Source organism: Hydrogenophaga sp. 5NK40-0174, from assembly GCF_040372165.1.
GTDB lineage: Bacteria > Pseudomonadota > Gammaproteobacteria > Burkholderiales > Burkholderiaceae_C > Hydrogenophaga.
Map to the genome: position 1 here is coordinate 495547 of NZ_BAABWG010000004.1, position 15009 is coordinate 510555.

The 15009-nt window shown below is 61.4% G+C and carries 11 protein-coding genes; 7 read left to right on the forward strand and 4 right to left on the reverse strand.

The window, feature by feature from the left end:
• Positions 1 to 15 precede the first annotated feature (15 nt).
• The 7 genes from ABWV89_RS15785 (at position 16) to ABWV89_RS15815 (ending at position 8966) form a co-directional block, all read left to right on the forward strand.
• Positions 16 to 1227, forward strand: a complete 1212-nt coding sequence (locus ABWV89_RS15785) for a flagellar basal body P-ring protein FlgI (protein WP_353398846.1) — start codon at positions 16 to 18, stop codon at positions 1225 to 1227.
• Position 1228: 1 nt separating this feature from the next.
• The gene (flgJ, locus tag ABWV89_RS15790) at positions 1229 to 2149 is read left to right on the forward strand and encodes a flagellar assembly peptidoglycan hydrolase FlgJ (protein WP_353398848.1); all 921 of its coding nucleotides are present in this window, start codon (positions 1229 to 1231) and stop codon (positions 2147 to 2149) included.
• A gap of 19 nt (positions 2150 to 2168) precedes the next feature.
• Positions 2169 to 4085 (forward strand): flagellar hook-associated protein FlgK, encoded by a 1917-nt coding sequence (flgK, locus tag ABWV89_RS15795; protein ID WP_353398850.1) that lies wholly within the window; start codon positions 2169 to 2171, stop codon positions 4083 to 4085.
• 30 nt (positions 4086 to 4115) lie between these two features.
• Positions 4116 to 5339: a flagellar hook-associated protein FlgL gene (gene flgL / locus ABWV89_RS15800; RefSeq protein WP_353398853.1), complete on the forward strand. Its 1224-nt coding sequence runs from the start codon at positions 4116 to 4118 to the stop codon at positions 5337 to 5339.
• A gap of 4 nt (positions 5340 to 5343) precedes the next feature.
• Positions 5344 to 6588, forward strand: coding sequence for an HDOD domain-containing protein (locus tag ABWV89_RS15805; RefSeq protein WP_353398856.1), 1245 nt, complete (start codon positions 5344 to 5346; stop codon positions 6586 to 6588).
• A 62-nt stretch (positions 6589 to 6650) separates the two neighbouring features.
• Positions 6651 to 7427, forward strand: coding sequence for a 7-cyano-7-deazaguanine synthase QueC (gene queC, locus ABWV89_RS15810; protein WP_353398859.1), 777 nt, complete (start codon positions 6651 to 6653; stop codon positions 7425 to 7427).
• Positions 7428 to 7676: 249 nt separating this feature from the next.
• Positions 7677 to 8966 carry a glycosyltransferase family 2 protein gene (locus ABWV89_RS15815; RefSeq protein ID WP_353398861.1) on the forward strand — a complete coding sequence of 430 codons (1290 nt, stop codon included), beginning with the start codon at positions 7677 to 7679 and terminating at the stop codon, positions 8964 to 8966.
• A gap of 22 nt (positions 8967 to 8988) precedes the next feature.
• Here the strand turns inward: ABWV89_RS15815 and ABWV89_RS15820 are convergent, their stop codons facing one another.
• From ABWV89_RS15820 to gspD, 4 genes are all read right to left on the reverse strand, one after another.
• On the reverse strand, positions 8989 to 9891 hold the full coding sequence (locus ABWV89_RS15820) for a 5'-nucleotidase (protein ID WP_353398864.1): 903 nt from the start codon (positions 9889 to 9891) through the stop codon (positions 8989 to 8991).
• A gap of 94 nt (positions 9892 to 9985) precedes the next feature.
• Complete coding sequence (locus tag ABWV89_RS15825; RefSeq protein ID WP_353398867.1) at positions 9986 to 11215, reverse strand: type II secretion system F family protein; 1230 nt, start codon at positions 11213 to 11215, stop codon at positions 9986 to 9988.
• A 39-nt stretch (positions 11216 to 11254) separates the two neighbouring features.
• Positions 11255 to 12697, reverse strand: coding sequence for a type II secretion system ATPase GspE (gene gspE / locus ABWV89_RS15830; RefSeq protein WP_353398870.1), 1443 nt, complete (start codon positions 12695 to 12697; stop codon positions 11255 to 11257).
• Positions 12698 to 12748: 51 nt separating this feature from the next.
• The gene (gene gspD, locus ABWV89_RS15835) at positions 12749 to 14968 is read right to left on the reverse strand and encodes a type II secretion system secretin GspD (RefSeq protein ID WP_353398873.1); all 2220 of its coding nucleotides are present in this window, start codon (positions 14966 to 14968) and stop codon (positions 12749 to 12751) included.
• Positions 14969 to 15009 lie beyond the last annotated feature (41 nt).

A 15009-nucleotide genomic window follows, 5' to 3' on the forward strand; every position in this document is an offset into this window, starting at 1 on the left:
CTTAGGATGATGATCATGAAATTCGGCGTTCTCATCGATCACACGGCACCCCGGCCGCCATGCGGCGCAGGTCTGGATGCCACGCGCTGGCTGCGGCGCAGCTGGCTCCCACTCGGCGTCCGGCTGTTGTGGCTGCTGACCATTCTGGTCGCGTCATTGGCTTTGGCCGTGGAAGACGCCAACGCCATGCGCATCAAGGAGATCGCCGCAGTTCAGGGCGTTCGCACCAACCAGCTCACCGGCTTTGGCGTCGTTGTCGGCCTCGATGGAACGGGCGACCAGACCACCCAGATGCCCTATGCTTCTCAGGGCCTGCAGAACTATCTCCAAAGCCTTGGCATGACACTTCCTGCAGACGCCAAGCTGCAGTTCAAGAACGTGGCGGCGGTGCTGGTCACGGCCGAGTTGCCAGCCTTTGCGCAGCCCGGTCAGGCCATCGACGTGACCGTGTCCTCCATTGGCAACGCCAAATCCCTTCGGGGAGGCACCCTTATCGCGACGCCACTCAAGGGCGTGGACGGACAGATTTATGCACTGGCGCAGGGCAACCTCGTCGTGGGCGGAGCCGGGGCCTCGGCAGGTGGCTCGTCAGTGCAGATCAACCATCTCAGCGCTGGCCGCATTCCCAATGGTGCACAGGTAGAGCGCTCGGTTCCGACGCCCTTCGCACTGGGGCAGACCATCGATCTCGGGCTGAAGTCTGCGGATTTCCAGACTGCCAAGCGTGTGGCCGATGCCATCAACGTGCGCATGGGCAGCGGCACAGCGCAAGCGGTCGATGGCCGCACCGTGCGCCTTCTGGCCCCGGCAAATCCTCATGAGCGTGTCGGCTTCCTGGCTGAAGTGGAAGAAATTCCGATGGAAGCGACCATTCCGCGTGCGAAGGTGGTCATCAATACACGGACGGGATCGATAGTGATGAACCAGGCTGTCACGCTGGGTCCATGCGCAGTGGCTCACGGCAATCTGTCGGTGACCATCAGCAGCACACCTGTGATCAGCCAGCCCAACCCGCTTTCACCCAAAGGCGAGACGGTGGTCGCAGAGCAAAGCGACATCAAGATCACCCAGGAGGGTGGGTCAATGATCGAGATGAACGCGGCCCCGCAGTTGTCGGATCTGGTGCGCATGCTCAATGGGCTGGGCGCCACCCCGCAGGATCTGCTGGCCATTCTCCAGGCCATTGATGCCGCAGGCGCGATGAACGCGGAGCTGGAGGTCATCTGACATGAACGCCACCTCGTCCATGACGTCGGTGCAAGGCCTGAGCGCGGACCCGACCGCGCTCAACAGCTTGCATTACGGTGCGTCGCAAGGCGGGGAAAAGGGCAAGGCGGCCCTCAAGGAAGCCGCTCGCCAGTTCGAATCGTTGTTCATGCGGGAAATCATCAAGAGCATGCGCCAGGCGACCATGAAGTCCGGCCTGCTTGACAGCGGAGGGCAGAACCTCGGGGAGGATCTGCTCGATCAGCAGCTGGCAGGGCATCTGGCGGGCATGCCGGGTGGCCTGTCCTCGGCGATTGAACGCCAACTCAGCCAGCAAATGGCTTCGCTGAGCCAGGAAGCGCGAAGCGGTCTGCCAGCGCAACCGATCACCAGTGCCAAGGAAGAGCCTTCGTGGAGTGGCCGCCGAAGCCAGGGTACGAGCACGGTCGCAAAGGCCAGCTCAGGCGGGCGCAGCGCCAACTTCGTGGATCAGCATGCCAGGGCGGCCCGGCAGGTCGAAAGCGAGACCGGGATTCCGGCCAGCTTCATGATCGGACAGGCGGGGCACGAGACTGGCTGGGGCAAGAGCGAAATCCGCCACCGGGACGGCAGCAACTCACACAACCTCTTTGGTATCAAGGCGACTTCCTCATGGAAGGGCGATGTGGCCGAGGTGGTGACCACGGAGTACATCAATGGCAAGCCGCGCAAGCTGGTGGCCAAATTCCGCGCCTATGACTCTTACGCAGATGCTTTCCGTGATTACGCAAAGCTCATCGGCAACAGTCCACGTTATTCCAAGGTGATGAAGGAGCTCGACTCCGTCGAGGGCTTCGCACGCGGCTTGCAGCAAGCTGGCTACGCAACCGACCCGAACTACGCCTCCAAGCTTGGCCGGGCCATCAACATGGCGCTATCGCTGCAACGCGCCCAAGACAGCTGATGTCCAGGAGGACCATGACATGTCAACGGCTGCGCTCAATATCGGTTCACGTGCTCTGACCACGCACCTCTCGGCCTTGCAGGTCGTGGGGCACAACATCGCCAACGTCAACACCGAAGGCTATTCCCGTCAGGAAGTTCATACACGGCAGGCTGGCTACCAGGAGCTTGGTGGCCTGTTCTACGGCAAAGGTGTCGAGCTGTCGACAGTGCGCCGTGCGCACGACGCGTTCCTCACACGCGAAGCGCAGGTTACTGCATCCGTGGCGGCGGCAGACTCCACCCGTCTGAGCCAGATGCAGCGCCTGGAGTCGTTCTTTCCATTGGGTGACGATGGGCTGGGTGCTGCGGTCAATGACATGCTCAATGCCTGGTCGGATGTCGCCGACTCTCCGTCCGACCTCTCAGCACGCGTCGTGGCCTTGTCGCGAGCCGACGATCTGGCCTCGCGCATGCGCGACACCGCTGCTCAGCTGGACTACCTGGCTTCGAGCGGTCGCCAGCAAGCGATTCAGACAGTGGCGGACGTGAATCGTCTGGCTGGCGAAATTGCCGAACTCAACCAGCAGGTGCTCGAGAACCAGGGGGCATGGGGCGAACCCAACGACTTGCTGGACCAGCGAGATCAGCTCATTGCCGAGCTCAGCAAACTGGTGCAGGTGAGCACCGTCAATGCAGACGATGGCAGCATCAGCGTGTTTGCAGGCGGGAGCCAGCCGCTGGTGCTGGGTCGCAACGCGAACGAATTGAAAGTCACTCGGGACCCCATGGACGCCAGCAGGTCCCATGTGACCTTCATGCAGGCGGGTGTGTCCATGGAGATGGCTGACGCCAACCTGGGCGGAGAGCTTGGCGGTCTGATGGTCTTTCTCAACGATGACCTTCCCTCCATGACCAACCAGCTGGGCCGCATGGCATTGTCCATTGCCACCCAGATGAACACCCAGCACACACTGGGGTTGGACATGAACGGCAATCCTGGCGCCGACTTGTTCGTCCCGCCAGCGGACGCACCGGGGCTTGCTCACACGGACAACACCGGGACGGCCCAGTTGCACGCTTCGGTGCTGGATGCCAGCCAGTTGGTGGCGTCTGACTACGAGTTGAGCTTTGATGCTGCCGGCGTGAGTATCCGTCGCATCTCGGACAACACCGTGACGAGTTATCCGGGCCTGCCAGTACAGATTGACGGTCTGTCCATCGAGCTTGATGCAGGGGCGGCCAACAATGGTGACAAGTTCCTCATCCGGCCTTACGCGCAGGCAGCCAAGAATCTGGATGTGGCACTCAGTGCTCCCAACCAGCTCGCAGTTGCCAGCCCGGTGCAGGTTTCACCCGGTGTCTCGAACAATGGCGGCGTCAGCGTCGAAGCCTTGTATCCGGTCAGCCCGTCAGCCAATCTGACCGATCCGGTCACCATCACGTTTCAGGCCGACGGCAGTTTTGTCGCCACTGGTCTGGGGCCGGGCAACCCTGCGCCAGACAACCCGGGACCTCCAGCGACCTACAACTACACACCCGGTCAGCCCATCGAGTTCAATGGCTGGAGTCTTACCTTGCGCGGCTCCCCTGCGCCGGGTGACTCTTTCGATGTCACGGCGGCACTTCCTGGCCAGATTGCCCAGAACGGAGGCAATGCTGAAGCCATGCTGGCGCTGCGCGATACCCCGGCCTATGACGGCATTGCCATGGGTGACAGCTACAGCAGCCTGATCTCCCACCTCGGCACGAAAGTCCAGGGTGCCAAGTTCTCCGCCCAATTTTCAGAGCAGGTCGCTGCTTCGGCCGAGGATGCCCGTTCGTCGGTTGCCGGGGTCAACCTGGATGAAGAAGCAGCCCGCTTGCTGCAGTATCAGCAGTCGTACCAAGCGGCAGCCAAGTTTCTGCAAGTTGCGCAGGGCAGTTTCGATACCCTGATGCAGACCGTTGGACGTTAAACCTCCTCTGCCATGTGAAAGAGGATCAACATGACCCGCATTGCCACCGCACACAGCTACGAAACCACGATCGCGACGCTTCAGAAGCGACAGAACGATCTGTCCCAGCAGCAGGAGCGCATTTCGACAGGAAAGCGTGTCTTGCGGGCCAGCGACGACCCCGTGGCTGCGGTGATGGCGGAGGCGGCGCGCAATCGACAGGAGCGCGCGGCGTTTGATCAGCGCTCCATCGAAGCCTCACGCACCAGCCTGTCCCAGGTGGAAAGCGCACTGGGTGATGCCACAGAGCTGATCCAGCAGGTGCGCGAACTGTTCATCGCGGCGGGGAATGCCACCTACACACCTCGCGAGCACAAGGATCTTGCCCAGCAAATCGAAGGCCTGCGCGACGAGTTGCTGGCCGTGGCCAACAGAACGGACACATCGGGGCGCACCCTGTTCGGCGGCCTGGGTGGCAGCTCCTTGCCCTTCGTCGAAGTGCAGGGGCCTTCGGGTGGGGGTGTCCAGTTTCAGGGGCAGCGGGGACAGGAGGCTGCCACCAGCTCATCATTGCCCCAATCCATGGATGGGCATGCCGTCTTCATGAGAGTACCCCAGGGCAATGGCGTTTTCGATCCGTCTTTGCCAGCGACCAACACCGGCAGTGTTCGCACGGACATCGGCGAAGTCACAGATCCGGCGGCTCTCACCGGCAACGACTATGCCATCAGCTTCGCGGACGTGGGTGGCGGTGTGATCGAGTACACGGTGACCAACGTCACCACAGGTACGCCAGTACCGGGACAAGTGAATCAGCCCTACCAGTCGGGCATGCAGATCGGATTCGACGGTATGGCCGTGCAAGTCTCTGGCATGCCGGCAAATGGCGATAGCGTCGACCTGACCGCTGTGACGGCCTCGACCGATATCTTCCAGGTCATGCAGGACGCCATCGACGCCCTTCGCACTTCGGACACCACCACCAGTGCGGCGCTGACCCAGTCTGTGGGCAACGCCACATCGGAGCTGGATGCCGGTCTGGATCGCATCATGCAGGCCCGAAGCGCGGCGGGCGCCTGGCTCAATCGCGCAGATTCCACGGACATGTTGCTCAGCGACCGGCAGGCTGCGCTGGAAGGCGAAATCTCGAATCTGGAAGACGTCGATCTGGTAGAGGCTATCTCGGATTTCCAGAACCAGCAGGTGGGCTTGCAGGCCGCGTTGCAGTCGTACGCGCAGGTCCAGCGCCTGTCGCTCTTCCAGTACATCGGATAACACCATGCCCCGGACCGTTCTTGACAGCGTTGCGATGGGCTATCAGCCGGTCTGGAGCCGCACGCGACAGCTCGTAGCGGTCAGGCTGGTGATTCGCACGCTGGTTCGGCAGGATGTGGACGGAGAGCATTTGCTTCGGGCCATGGGCAACGACTGGCCCAAGGCCGCGCCATCACTCATACTGGCGCCTGAAGACGAGTCGCTTGCGCATGATCTGCTGTCATTGCCTCCGCTGGGCAATACCTGGCTGGAGTTGCCAGCTGGCTGGTTTCAGGTGCCGGACCGGCTGGCCCATGTGGCCGTGGCCGTACGCCGTGGCCATCGCGTGCTTCGCCACGCGTCGCTGCAAGAAGTGCAGGGGGAAGTGATCCCGCCAGTGGATGTTCGCAGCTTGCTTACCATCAGTCCGCACGATGCGCTGGTGGCGCTGCAGTCCAGACCCGGCGGCAGGTCAGGCGGCAATGTGGTGCCCAATCCCATCGTGCGCGGTCAGCTCTACGAGGGCGTTGCGAGCCAGGCCCTGGCGGCCCATTGTCTGGATGAATCGGGAGCCTGGGGGCTGCTTGAGTGGCCCAACGAGGATGTCTTGCACAACAGCAAGGCGTCCAAGCCGGGCTGCGATGCTCTGGTTATCGAGCAGCTGCGGCAGCTGCTCAGGCGAGACACATCGATTGACCGGATCGAACGCCTGGTTCGTCAGGACCCTGTCATGACGTATCGGCTGCTCCTCATGGCCAATTCGGCGGCATTTGGCCTGAGTCAGGAGATCGGGTCTCTCAAACACGCCTTGATGATGATTGGCTTCGACGCGTTTGGTCGCTGGCTGCTTCAGCAGCAGCGCGGCGCCTGTCAGGACATGGACATGCATCCCGTTCGATATGCTGCGGTCATGCGTGCGCGCCTGGCGCAGCACCTGCTGGACAGCAGTGCCGATCGCAACCTGCGTGCAGAGGTACACCTGGCCAGCACTTTTACCGAGCTTGACCAGTTCATGCACGAGTCCCTGGGGGCTGTGCTGCATCGCCTGCCCCTCTCCGGTCGCCTGCTGGATGCGGCGCTGAGAGATTCCGGCCCTTACAGCGCCTACATTGGCATGGCCAAAGCGCAGACAAGAGTCGACCAGTTGGGGGACATCCCCAAAGCGTGCGACGAGTACGATTTCAGTCTCGATCATGCGAACAGGGCGTTGCTGCGAATGATCGCCACCAGCCGAGATCATTTCGCCGAGAAAGCTTTGGCTGCCGCGTGAAAGCCGCGGCGTTTGCGCGGCAAATGCGGCGCAACAGGGGTATACGACGCTAACATCGGCGTATGCCAACGCCATCTACTTCGTCGCCTCGCCCTGTCGGCGTCCATCGCGCTGCTCTTGTGCTCTTCTCCGGTGGGCAGGACTCCACGACCTGCCTGGCGCAGGCATTGCAGCAATATGAACGGGTGGAGACACTGGGTTTCCTGTACGGCCAGCGCCACAGCGTCGAAATGCAGGCACGCCTTGATGTACTGGCCAGGCTTCGCGAGACGTTTCCCATGTGGTCCGGGAAGTTGGGGCAGGACCATGTGCTCGACGTCGGCGTGTTGGGCCAGGTCAGCGAGACCTCCCTCACACGCGACATGGCGTTCGCCATGGAAAGCAACGGTTTGCCCAATACGTTCGTTCCCGGACGCAACCTGCTGTTCCTGACACTGGCAGCTGCGCTGGCCTACCGGCGTGGTCTGACGGCCCTCGTGACCGGAGTGTGTGAAACCGACTTTTCCGGTTACCCCGATTGCCGCGATGACACCATGAAGGCCATGCAACTGGCACTCTCTCTGGGCATGGACCACCGTTTTCTGGTCGAGACGCCCTTGATGTGGATCGACAAGGCACAGACCTGGGCGCTGGCGCACGATATGGGAGAAGCCAGCGGGGTTCCTGAAGGTGGCAACAAGCTGATCGAGCTGATGTTGGAGCACACACACACTTGCTATCTGGGCGACCGCGATCACCGCCATGCTTGGGGGTATGGCTGTGGGCGTTGTCCTGCCTGCGAACTGCGGGCCAAAGGCTGGGAAGCCTACTCCATGAGTGATCGCTCACCATCGCCATGATGTGTGGACTTTCCCCACGTTGAAGAGGTGAGAGAGGGGATTTCATTGGCCAGATTCACCCTCGAATGTGGGTAGCCTCTCGCCGCAAAAATCGGCATCATCTGTGCCTGACCGGATTGGTACCAGTGCTTTCCATTGGGCACGGTTTGTGCTGGTTCGTTGAGTCTGAACACCTCTGTGCAGAGGATTCAGCACGGGCAATGGCGGCCAACGCCGCGTTGCCATCACTTCCAAATTGCTTGGCCGACCATGATGTGGAATCCCGGGGCCAGGCCCGGCGATGGTGCATGGCCACGTCTGGGTGTGGCGTGTATTGTCAAGAATGAAGCACCCTATCTGCTGGAGTGGGTGGCACACCATCGTCTGATGGGCGTGCGGCGTTTCTTCATCGCCGACAACCGGAGCACGGATGGCACCACCGAGATGCTCCAGCAACTGGCCATTGCAGGAGTGGTTGATCTGGTGGACTGGCCCAGCCTGCCCGGATGGAAGCCACAGCTGCCTGCCTACCGGTATCTGGCCAGCACTTACGGCCGGCAGGTGGACTGGATGGCGTTCATCGATGCTGACGAGCTCATCTGGCCGAGCGCCGGCAACCCCGGTCTGCTGCCCTTCCTGGCACAGCAGGGGCGGAACGTTGGAGCTGTCGCCCTGAACTGGGCCACCTACGGAGCTTCGATGCAACTGCGGCATCAGCCGGGCAGTTCGGTCGAGCGCTTTACCTGGCACGCCGGACAACACCGCCTGGTCAATCACCATTTCAAGACCATCGTCCGTCCGCAGAGCATCCTCGACTTCACCTGCCCGCACAACGTCAGGCTTCAGGCGGGCAAAGCCTATGTGCACACCAATGGAGAACCCAAAACGACGATGCTGGGCTTCGAGCGTCCGCCTGCTTTTGAGCACGCCCTGAGTCAAGTGGTGTGCTGGGATGCCTTCCGGATCAATCACTATGTCACCCGTTCATGGCAAGAGTTCAAGCATCGCAAATCGGTCAGGGGCAGGGCGTTCAGCTCGCATTGCCTCGATAGCCAGTTCTTCCTCATGCACAACCGCTGTGATGAAGAAACCCTTCCCTCACCCGACTACCTGCAGCTTCTGCAAGCCGAGATGGCGTCGCTGCAGCGCATGCTGGACTACACGGCGGCGCCACGGCAGCTGGCCTTCCCCGTCATGGAAGAAGATCTCTCTGGCGTTCCCATTCTGGGGCACCTCGACGATGTGCAGAGGACGGCCGACGGACCCATCGAGATTAAAGGGTGGGCACTGGCCTGGTTCAAGGATCCGATCGACCACTGCGTGGTGCGCATCAACGGTGCGGCTGAAGGACAGATGCTTCAGGTCAGCAGGCAGGCGCGACCGGACGTCAAGGTCATGTTCGCCGAAGCCGATCCCATGTGCGGATTCACCTTGTCCTTGAAAGAGAGTCCCGCCGAGCCATTGCACCAGATCAGCGTAGAAGCGGTCATGGAGGGAGGCGAGCGGTCGTCGCCCATCATCTGGGCGCCAGTGGGTGGGGCAGTGACAGCGGTGAACTGATCCGCTTCACAAGCTCAGTTGCTCAGTTGCTCACGCCACTGGCGACGTGGCCGGCCGGGACATGTTGCGAGGCAGACTCGATGTGCCCTGTCTGGTCATCGAAAAAGAAGTCTGGTTCGAATTCACGCAAGAATTCGCCCTTGGGCAAACCGCCGAGGAACATCGCCTCGTCGACTTCAATACCCCACGACATCAAGGTCCTGATGGCCCGCTCATGTGCAGGTGCGCTGCGAGCGGTTACCAGGGCCGTTCTGATGCGCATGGGCTGATCCGGCTGCCGACCTTCGGCCTGAAGTCGGTGCAGCGCTTCCAGCACAGGCTTGAACGGGCCGCCAGCCAGGGGCTGCGAGGCTTTGCTCGCCTCGTGGGCCTGGAAGGCATTGAGGCCTTCCGACTGGAAAACCCGCTCAGCCTCGTCAGAGAACAGGACGGCATCTCCGTCGAATGCGATGCGGACTTCGTTGGGGTGGGCATCGCTGGCCAGAACCGATTGGGGGTAGACCTGCGCAGCAGGCACACCAGCATCAAGCGCTGCACGCACATCAGCCAGGTGCGTGGAGAGAAACAGGTTGGCCCGCAACGGACGAAGGTAACGCCAGGGTGGCTGACCCCGTGTGAAACTTCCGCGCTGAATCGTGAGGCCATAGTGCTGGGCCGAGCGAAAGACGCGCATGCCTGAGACAGGGTCGTTGCGGGAGAGGATCACGACTTCCACACGCTGTGTGTTCGTGTCATTGAAAGCGAGCAGCTTGCGCACCAGAGAAAACGCGACGCCTGGCTTGGCGGGCTCTTCAAGCCGCTCGAGTTGCATCTGCATGTAGGCATGGTCGTCGCTTGTCTCGAACACGCGGTTTTCCTCTTCGAAATTGAAGAGGGCGCGTGACGAGATCGCCACCACCAGTTTGCCTTCCAGACTGACAGCCATGATTGAGAGTCCAAACCCTGGCCGCCCTGGGGCGGTCAGTCCAATGAGAGAGTAGTGAGTGTAGAGGCAGGGAAGCCGTTGTGAAAGGCAGCGCCTATTTGACCAGCTGGTTCATCTGGATGATGGGCAGCATGACGGCCAGCACAATGATGAGGACGATACCGCCCATACCGAGAATCAGCAATGGCTCCAGAATGGTGGCCATTCGCATCGAACGGCGCTGGACTTCGGCGCCCAGCTGTGTTGCCGCCCGCTGCAGCATCACGGGCAGCTCACCGGTTTGCTCACCCAGGCGGCAGAACATCGCCACCAGCGGGGGAAAACGCTTCTTGCTCGACAATGCCGACGCCAGGGGCGCACCCTCACGCACAAGGATCAGCGCATCAAGTGCGTCAGCTCGCATCGCTGTATTGGACAAGGTCTCTGCGGCTGTCTGGAGCGCCTTCAGGATGGGCACACCAGCGCCTGCGAGCATGGCCAGGGTTCCGGTGAACCGGGCGGCGTTGTAGCCCCGCGCAAGCCGGCCGATGAGCGGCATACGAAGCCACATGGCATCCAGGCGAAGGCGGGTCGCTTCGTGCCTGTACGCCATGTACATGCCTCCCATGGCCGCCGCAAAACCTGCCAGCAGCCACCAGCCATGGTTGCGAACAGCACTGCTGATGCCAAGCACGATCACGGTCAGCGTGGGCAAGGCACGCTTGGAGCCTTCAAACACGGTGGCAATCTGGGGTACGACATAAGCCATCAGGAACATGACGATGACCACAGCAGCGATCGCGACGATGGCAGGGTAGAACGATGCAGTCACCACCTTGCTCTTGAGCGCCTCACGGTTCTCCATGTCGTCTGCCAACAGCTCCAGGACATCGCCCAACTGCCCGGTCTGCTCTCCCGCCGCAATCACGGCCGTGTAGGTCACGGGAAACTCGCGTCTGAACTGCGAGAGTGCCTGAGCAAAGGGTGAACCGGCGTTCACCTCGGAGCGCAAGGTGGCGACCAGGCGTTGCTGCCTCGGGTCCTCAGCCTCTTCCGACAGTGCGGTCAGTGCGCGCTCCAGCGGAAGACCAGAACTGACGAGGCCCGCCAGCTGCCGGGTCCATACCGCCAGCGCAGTGGAGTTGAACACCCTGGCGTTCCACAGCGTTCTGTTCAAGCCGGAACCGCGCTGCTCGGACTCGGATTGCGTGGCTGGTTCTACCGCAAGAGGAACCAGATTTCGCGAGCGCAAGATGCCTCGGGCAGCCCTGGCGGTTTCAGCGTCGATCAGCCCCTTTTGCGTGGAGCCTTTGGTGTCGAGAGCTTCAAATGCGTAGGCAGGCATGGGCGTCTTGTGCTGTGGCGTTCAATCGCTTCAATTGCTTCAATCGCGTGTGACGCTGATCACTTCCTGGGCCGAGGTCACACCCGTCTCGACCAGACGTTGACCATCTTCTCGCATCGTCCGCATCCCGGTGGCACGTGCCGCCTTGGCGATCTCAGCCTCTGCAGACTGCTTGTGCACCAGTGCGCGAATGTTCTCGTCTGTGACCAGCAGCTCGTAAATGCCGGTTCGCCCTTTGTAGCCAGTCTGGTTGCAGTGATCACAGCCCACCGGGTGCCAGCGGCCCTGATCATCTTCCCGCTTGCAGCGCTCGCACAAACGTCGCACCAGGCGTTGTGCCAGCACGCCCAGCAGCGAACTGGACAGCAAGAAAGGCTCAACGCCCATGTCTGTCAGTCGGGTCACGGCACTGGGGGCATCATTGGTGTGCAATGTGGCCAGCACCAGGTGCCCGGTCAAGGAGGCCTGAATCGCAATCTGGGCGGTTTCGAAGTCGCGAATCTCGCCGATCATGATGACGTCCGGATCCTGTCGCAGCAAGGCACGAAGCGCTTTGGCAAAGGTCAGTTCAATTTTGGCATTGACCTGCGTCTGACCAACCCCGGCGAGTTCGTACTCGATCGGGTCTTCCACGGTCATGATGTTGAGCGTGCTGGCATCCAGGCGCTGCAGCGCTGCATAGAGCGTGGTGGTCTTTCCCGAGCCAGTGGGGCCTGTCACGAGGATGATGCCATGTGGCTGCTCAATCAGTTGCTTGAACTGCTCCAGCACGTCGCCCTGCATGCCGACCGCTTCAAGGTTTAGTTTGTTTTCACTCTTGTCGAGCAATCGCAACACGGCACGTTCGCCGTGGGCACTGGGCAGTGTCGAGACGCGCACGTCCACCGCCCTGGTGCCGATGCGCAAGCTGATGCGCCCGTCTTGCGGCAAGCGCTTCTCCGAGATGTCCAGCTCGGCCATGATCTTCAGCCGGGAGATCAGTGCAGCATGCAAAGCCCGGTTGGGCTGTACGACTTCCCGCAGGGAACCGTCGACCCGAAAGCGGACGCTGGAGTGGCGTTCGTAAGGTTCAATGTGAATGTCGCTTGCACCATCCCGGGCCGCCTGGGTCAGCAAGGCGTTGAGCATCCGGATGATGGGCGCATCGTCTGCCGTTTCCAGCAAGTCCTCGATAGCCGGCAGCTCCTGCATCATGCGGCTGAGGTCGGCATCGCTTTGAACCTCGGAGACGATGGCGGCCGCGCTGGATTCTCCCTGCGAGTAGGCTGCGCTGATTCGTTGCTTCAGTGTCTCGGCCGGCTCCCAGAGCAATTCATGCACTTCGTGCTGGCGCATGATCTCCGAGAGGGCACTCATGCGCTTGGCCTGTTCCGCGCTGGTGCCAGCAGGAGACTCACTGCCGACCAGGGCAACACGCTGGCCGTCGTCTTCCAGGAGCCACAAATGCTCGCGGGCGAAGGCATAGGGCAGTGGGTGCTTCATGTGGCTCTTGGCGTGGACTGGGGCAATGAGAGGGTGATGGCGAACGGAAGATCAGTTTGCCAGAGGGATCTGTACCGCTGGGGTGGGAGCCTCTTGTGGCTTGCTCACCTCGGGTTGTTCGGACGCTTGTGGCGCGCGTTGGGGAGGCATCACGGGTGCCTCGTTGACGGGCGCCAGATAGCTCTTGGACGGCTGCGCATCTTTCTGGAACACGCGCATCAACTCGTAGCGGTCCAGGGAAAAGTCCTGCGTCCGTTTGGCATCACGCAGCACGACTGGCCGCAGGAATACCATCAGATTGGTCTTGCGGCGGCTGCGTGCCTCTGATTTGAACAGGTTGCCCAGAATGGGTACATCGCCCAGGCCCGGCACCTTCTCTTCGTTGCCGGAGTATTCGTCCTGAAGCAATCCACCCAGCACCACAATCTGACCGTCGTCGACCAGCACCGTGGATTCAATGGTGCGCTTGTTGGTGATCAGGCCCGTCGATGAGTTGACCGAGGAGGCCTGCACGCTGCTGACCTCCTGAAAGATGGTCATCTTGATGGTGCCGTCTTCGCTGATCTGAGGCTTCACCCTCAAAGTCAGGCCCACATCCTTGCGTTCGATGGTCTGGAACGGGTTGACCGTGTCGCCCGAGGTGTTGTTGTTGGTGTATTGGCCAGTCACGAACGGCACGTTCTGGCCGATCACGATCTTGGCTTCCTCGTTGTCAAGCGTGAGCAGATTTGGCGTTGAAAGAATGTTGCCGTCACCGTTCTCCTGCAGGAATCTCGCGAGAAAGCCCAGCACATAGACACCATTGCGCCGCTGCGCCAGCCCGAAGTTCATGCCTGTGGATGGTGCCGTGACCGAGGTGTAATCACCTTGGGCAATGGCCATGGTGTTGGTCAGGATGTTGTCTCCACCCGAGCCGAAGTTTGTCCCCATGACACCGATCAGGCTTTCCCCCAGATTGCCCAGCGGGCCTTGCCACTGGATGCCGAATTCAGCAGCCTTGTCTGCATTGACCTCTGCGATCAGACTCTCCACGAACACCTGGGCCCGTCTGGAGTCGAGCTGGTCGATGACAGCGCGCAGTTGCCGGTACTGGGGTTCTGGCGCCGTGATGATCAGGGAATTCGTTGCCGGATCAGCCTGAATCTGGCCGCCGGTGGAAGGCTCGGCAGAAGCCGCTACCGGGGCTGTGGCCTTGTTTCCCTCTGCTGCGCCAGCGCCTCCGGCAGAAGCCTGCACCATGCCGCGAGAGCCGGAGCCCCCGGAGCTGCTGACTGACGATGCTTCTCCGGCCAGTGCGGCGCGCAAGGTCGCTGCGAGTGATTTGGCGTCGGCATTCTTGAGGTAGACAACGTGAATATTGCCCGAGACCTGATCCGACATGGGGCGATCGAGCTTTTCGACCACCGACCGGACCAGCGCCAGTCGCGCAGGGTTGGCTGCACGCAGGATCACACTGTTGCTGCGCGGGTCGGCCACCAATGTTGTCTGGTACGTGGTGACGCCTTTGGCCGCAGCTGAGCCCGCACCCTCTTGCTCCACCAGCTTGGCAACGAGGGGGACGATGTCGATGGCCAGTGCATGCTGCAGGGGAATGATCTCGACGTCGGTCGCCTCTGAAATGTCCAGCGCAGAAATGATGCGGCCGATGCGTTGGAGGTTGTCAGCGTAGTCCGTGATGACCAGCGAGTTGTTGCCAGGGTTGACGTTGATTGTGTTGTTGGCGCCGATGAGAGGGCGCAGGATCGGGACGAGATTGTTGGCCGACTCATGGTTGAGCCTGAAAATCTGCGTGACGATCTGGTTGGAAGCCTTGATGTCCTCGACGCCTCCAGCGCTGACCACTGCGCCTTGCAACTTGCCTTCCGCTTCCGGCACGATCTTGTACAGGCCATTGTTGTCAACCAGAGTGAAGCCCTGCATGCGCAGCGCTGCGGCAAACTGGTCCAGCGCAGCCATCGGCGGAACAGGGCGGTCGGTCGACAGTGTCACCACTCCTTTGACCCTCGGGTCAACGACGACGCTGCGTCCGGTGATGGCGGCCATGGTGCGCGCCACTGCCTCGATGTCTGCTTCGACGAAATTGAGCTCCACGGGTTCCTTGCTGCCCTTGGTTTGCGCCAGCGCTGAGCTGCCGGTGAGCGATGCGCCCACTGCTGCGACGCTCAGGCTCAGCGCAATGACTGCTGCCTTGCCACTGCGCAGCGCCAGCGCCAGCGGGCGCGTGTGTGCGTCAGGGTAGGGTGCTCCAGGCTGCCGTCGATCTTGTTTCATTCGTTCAATCCTAGCGCGCGAGCGCCAATGTCCTCTTTCAT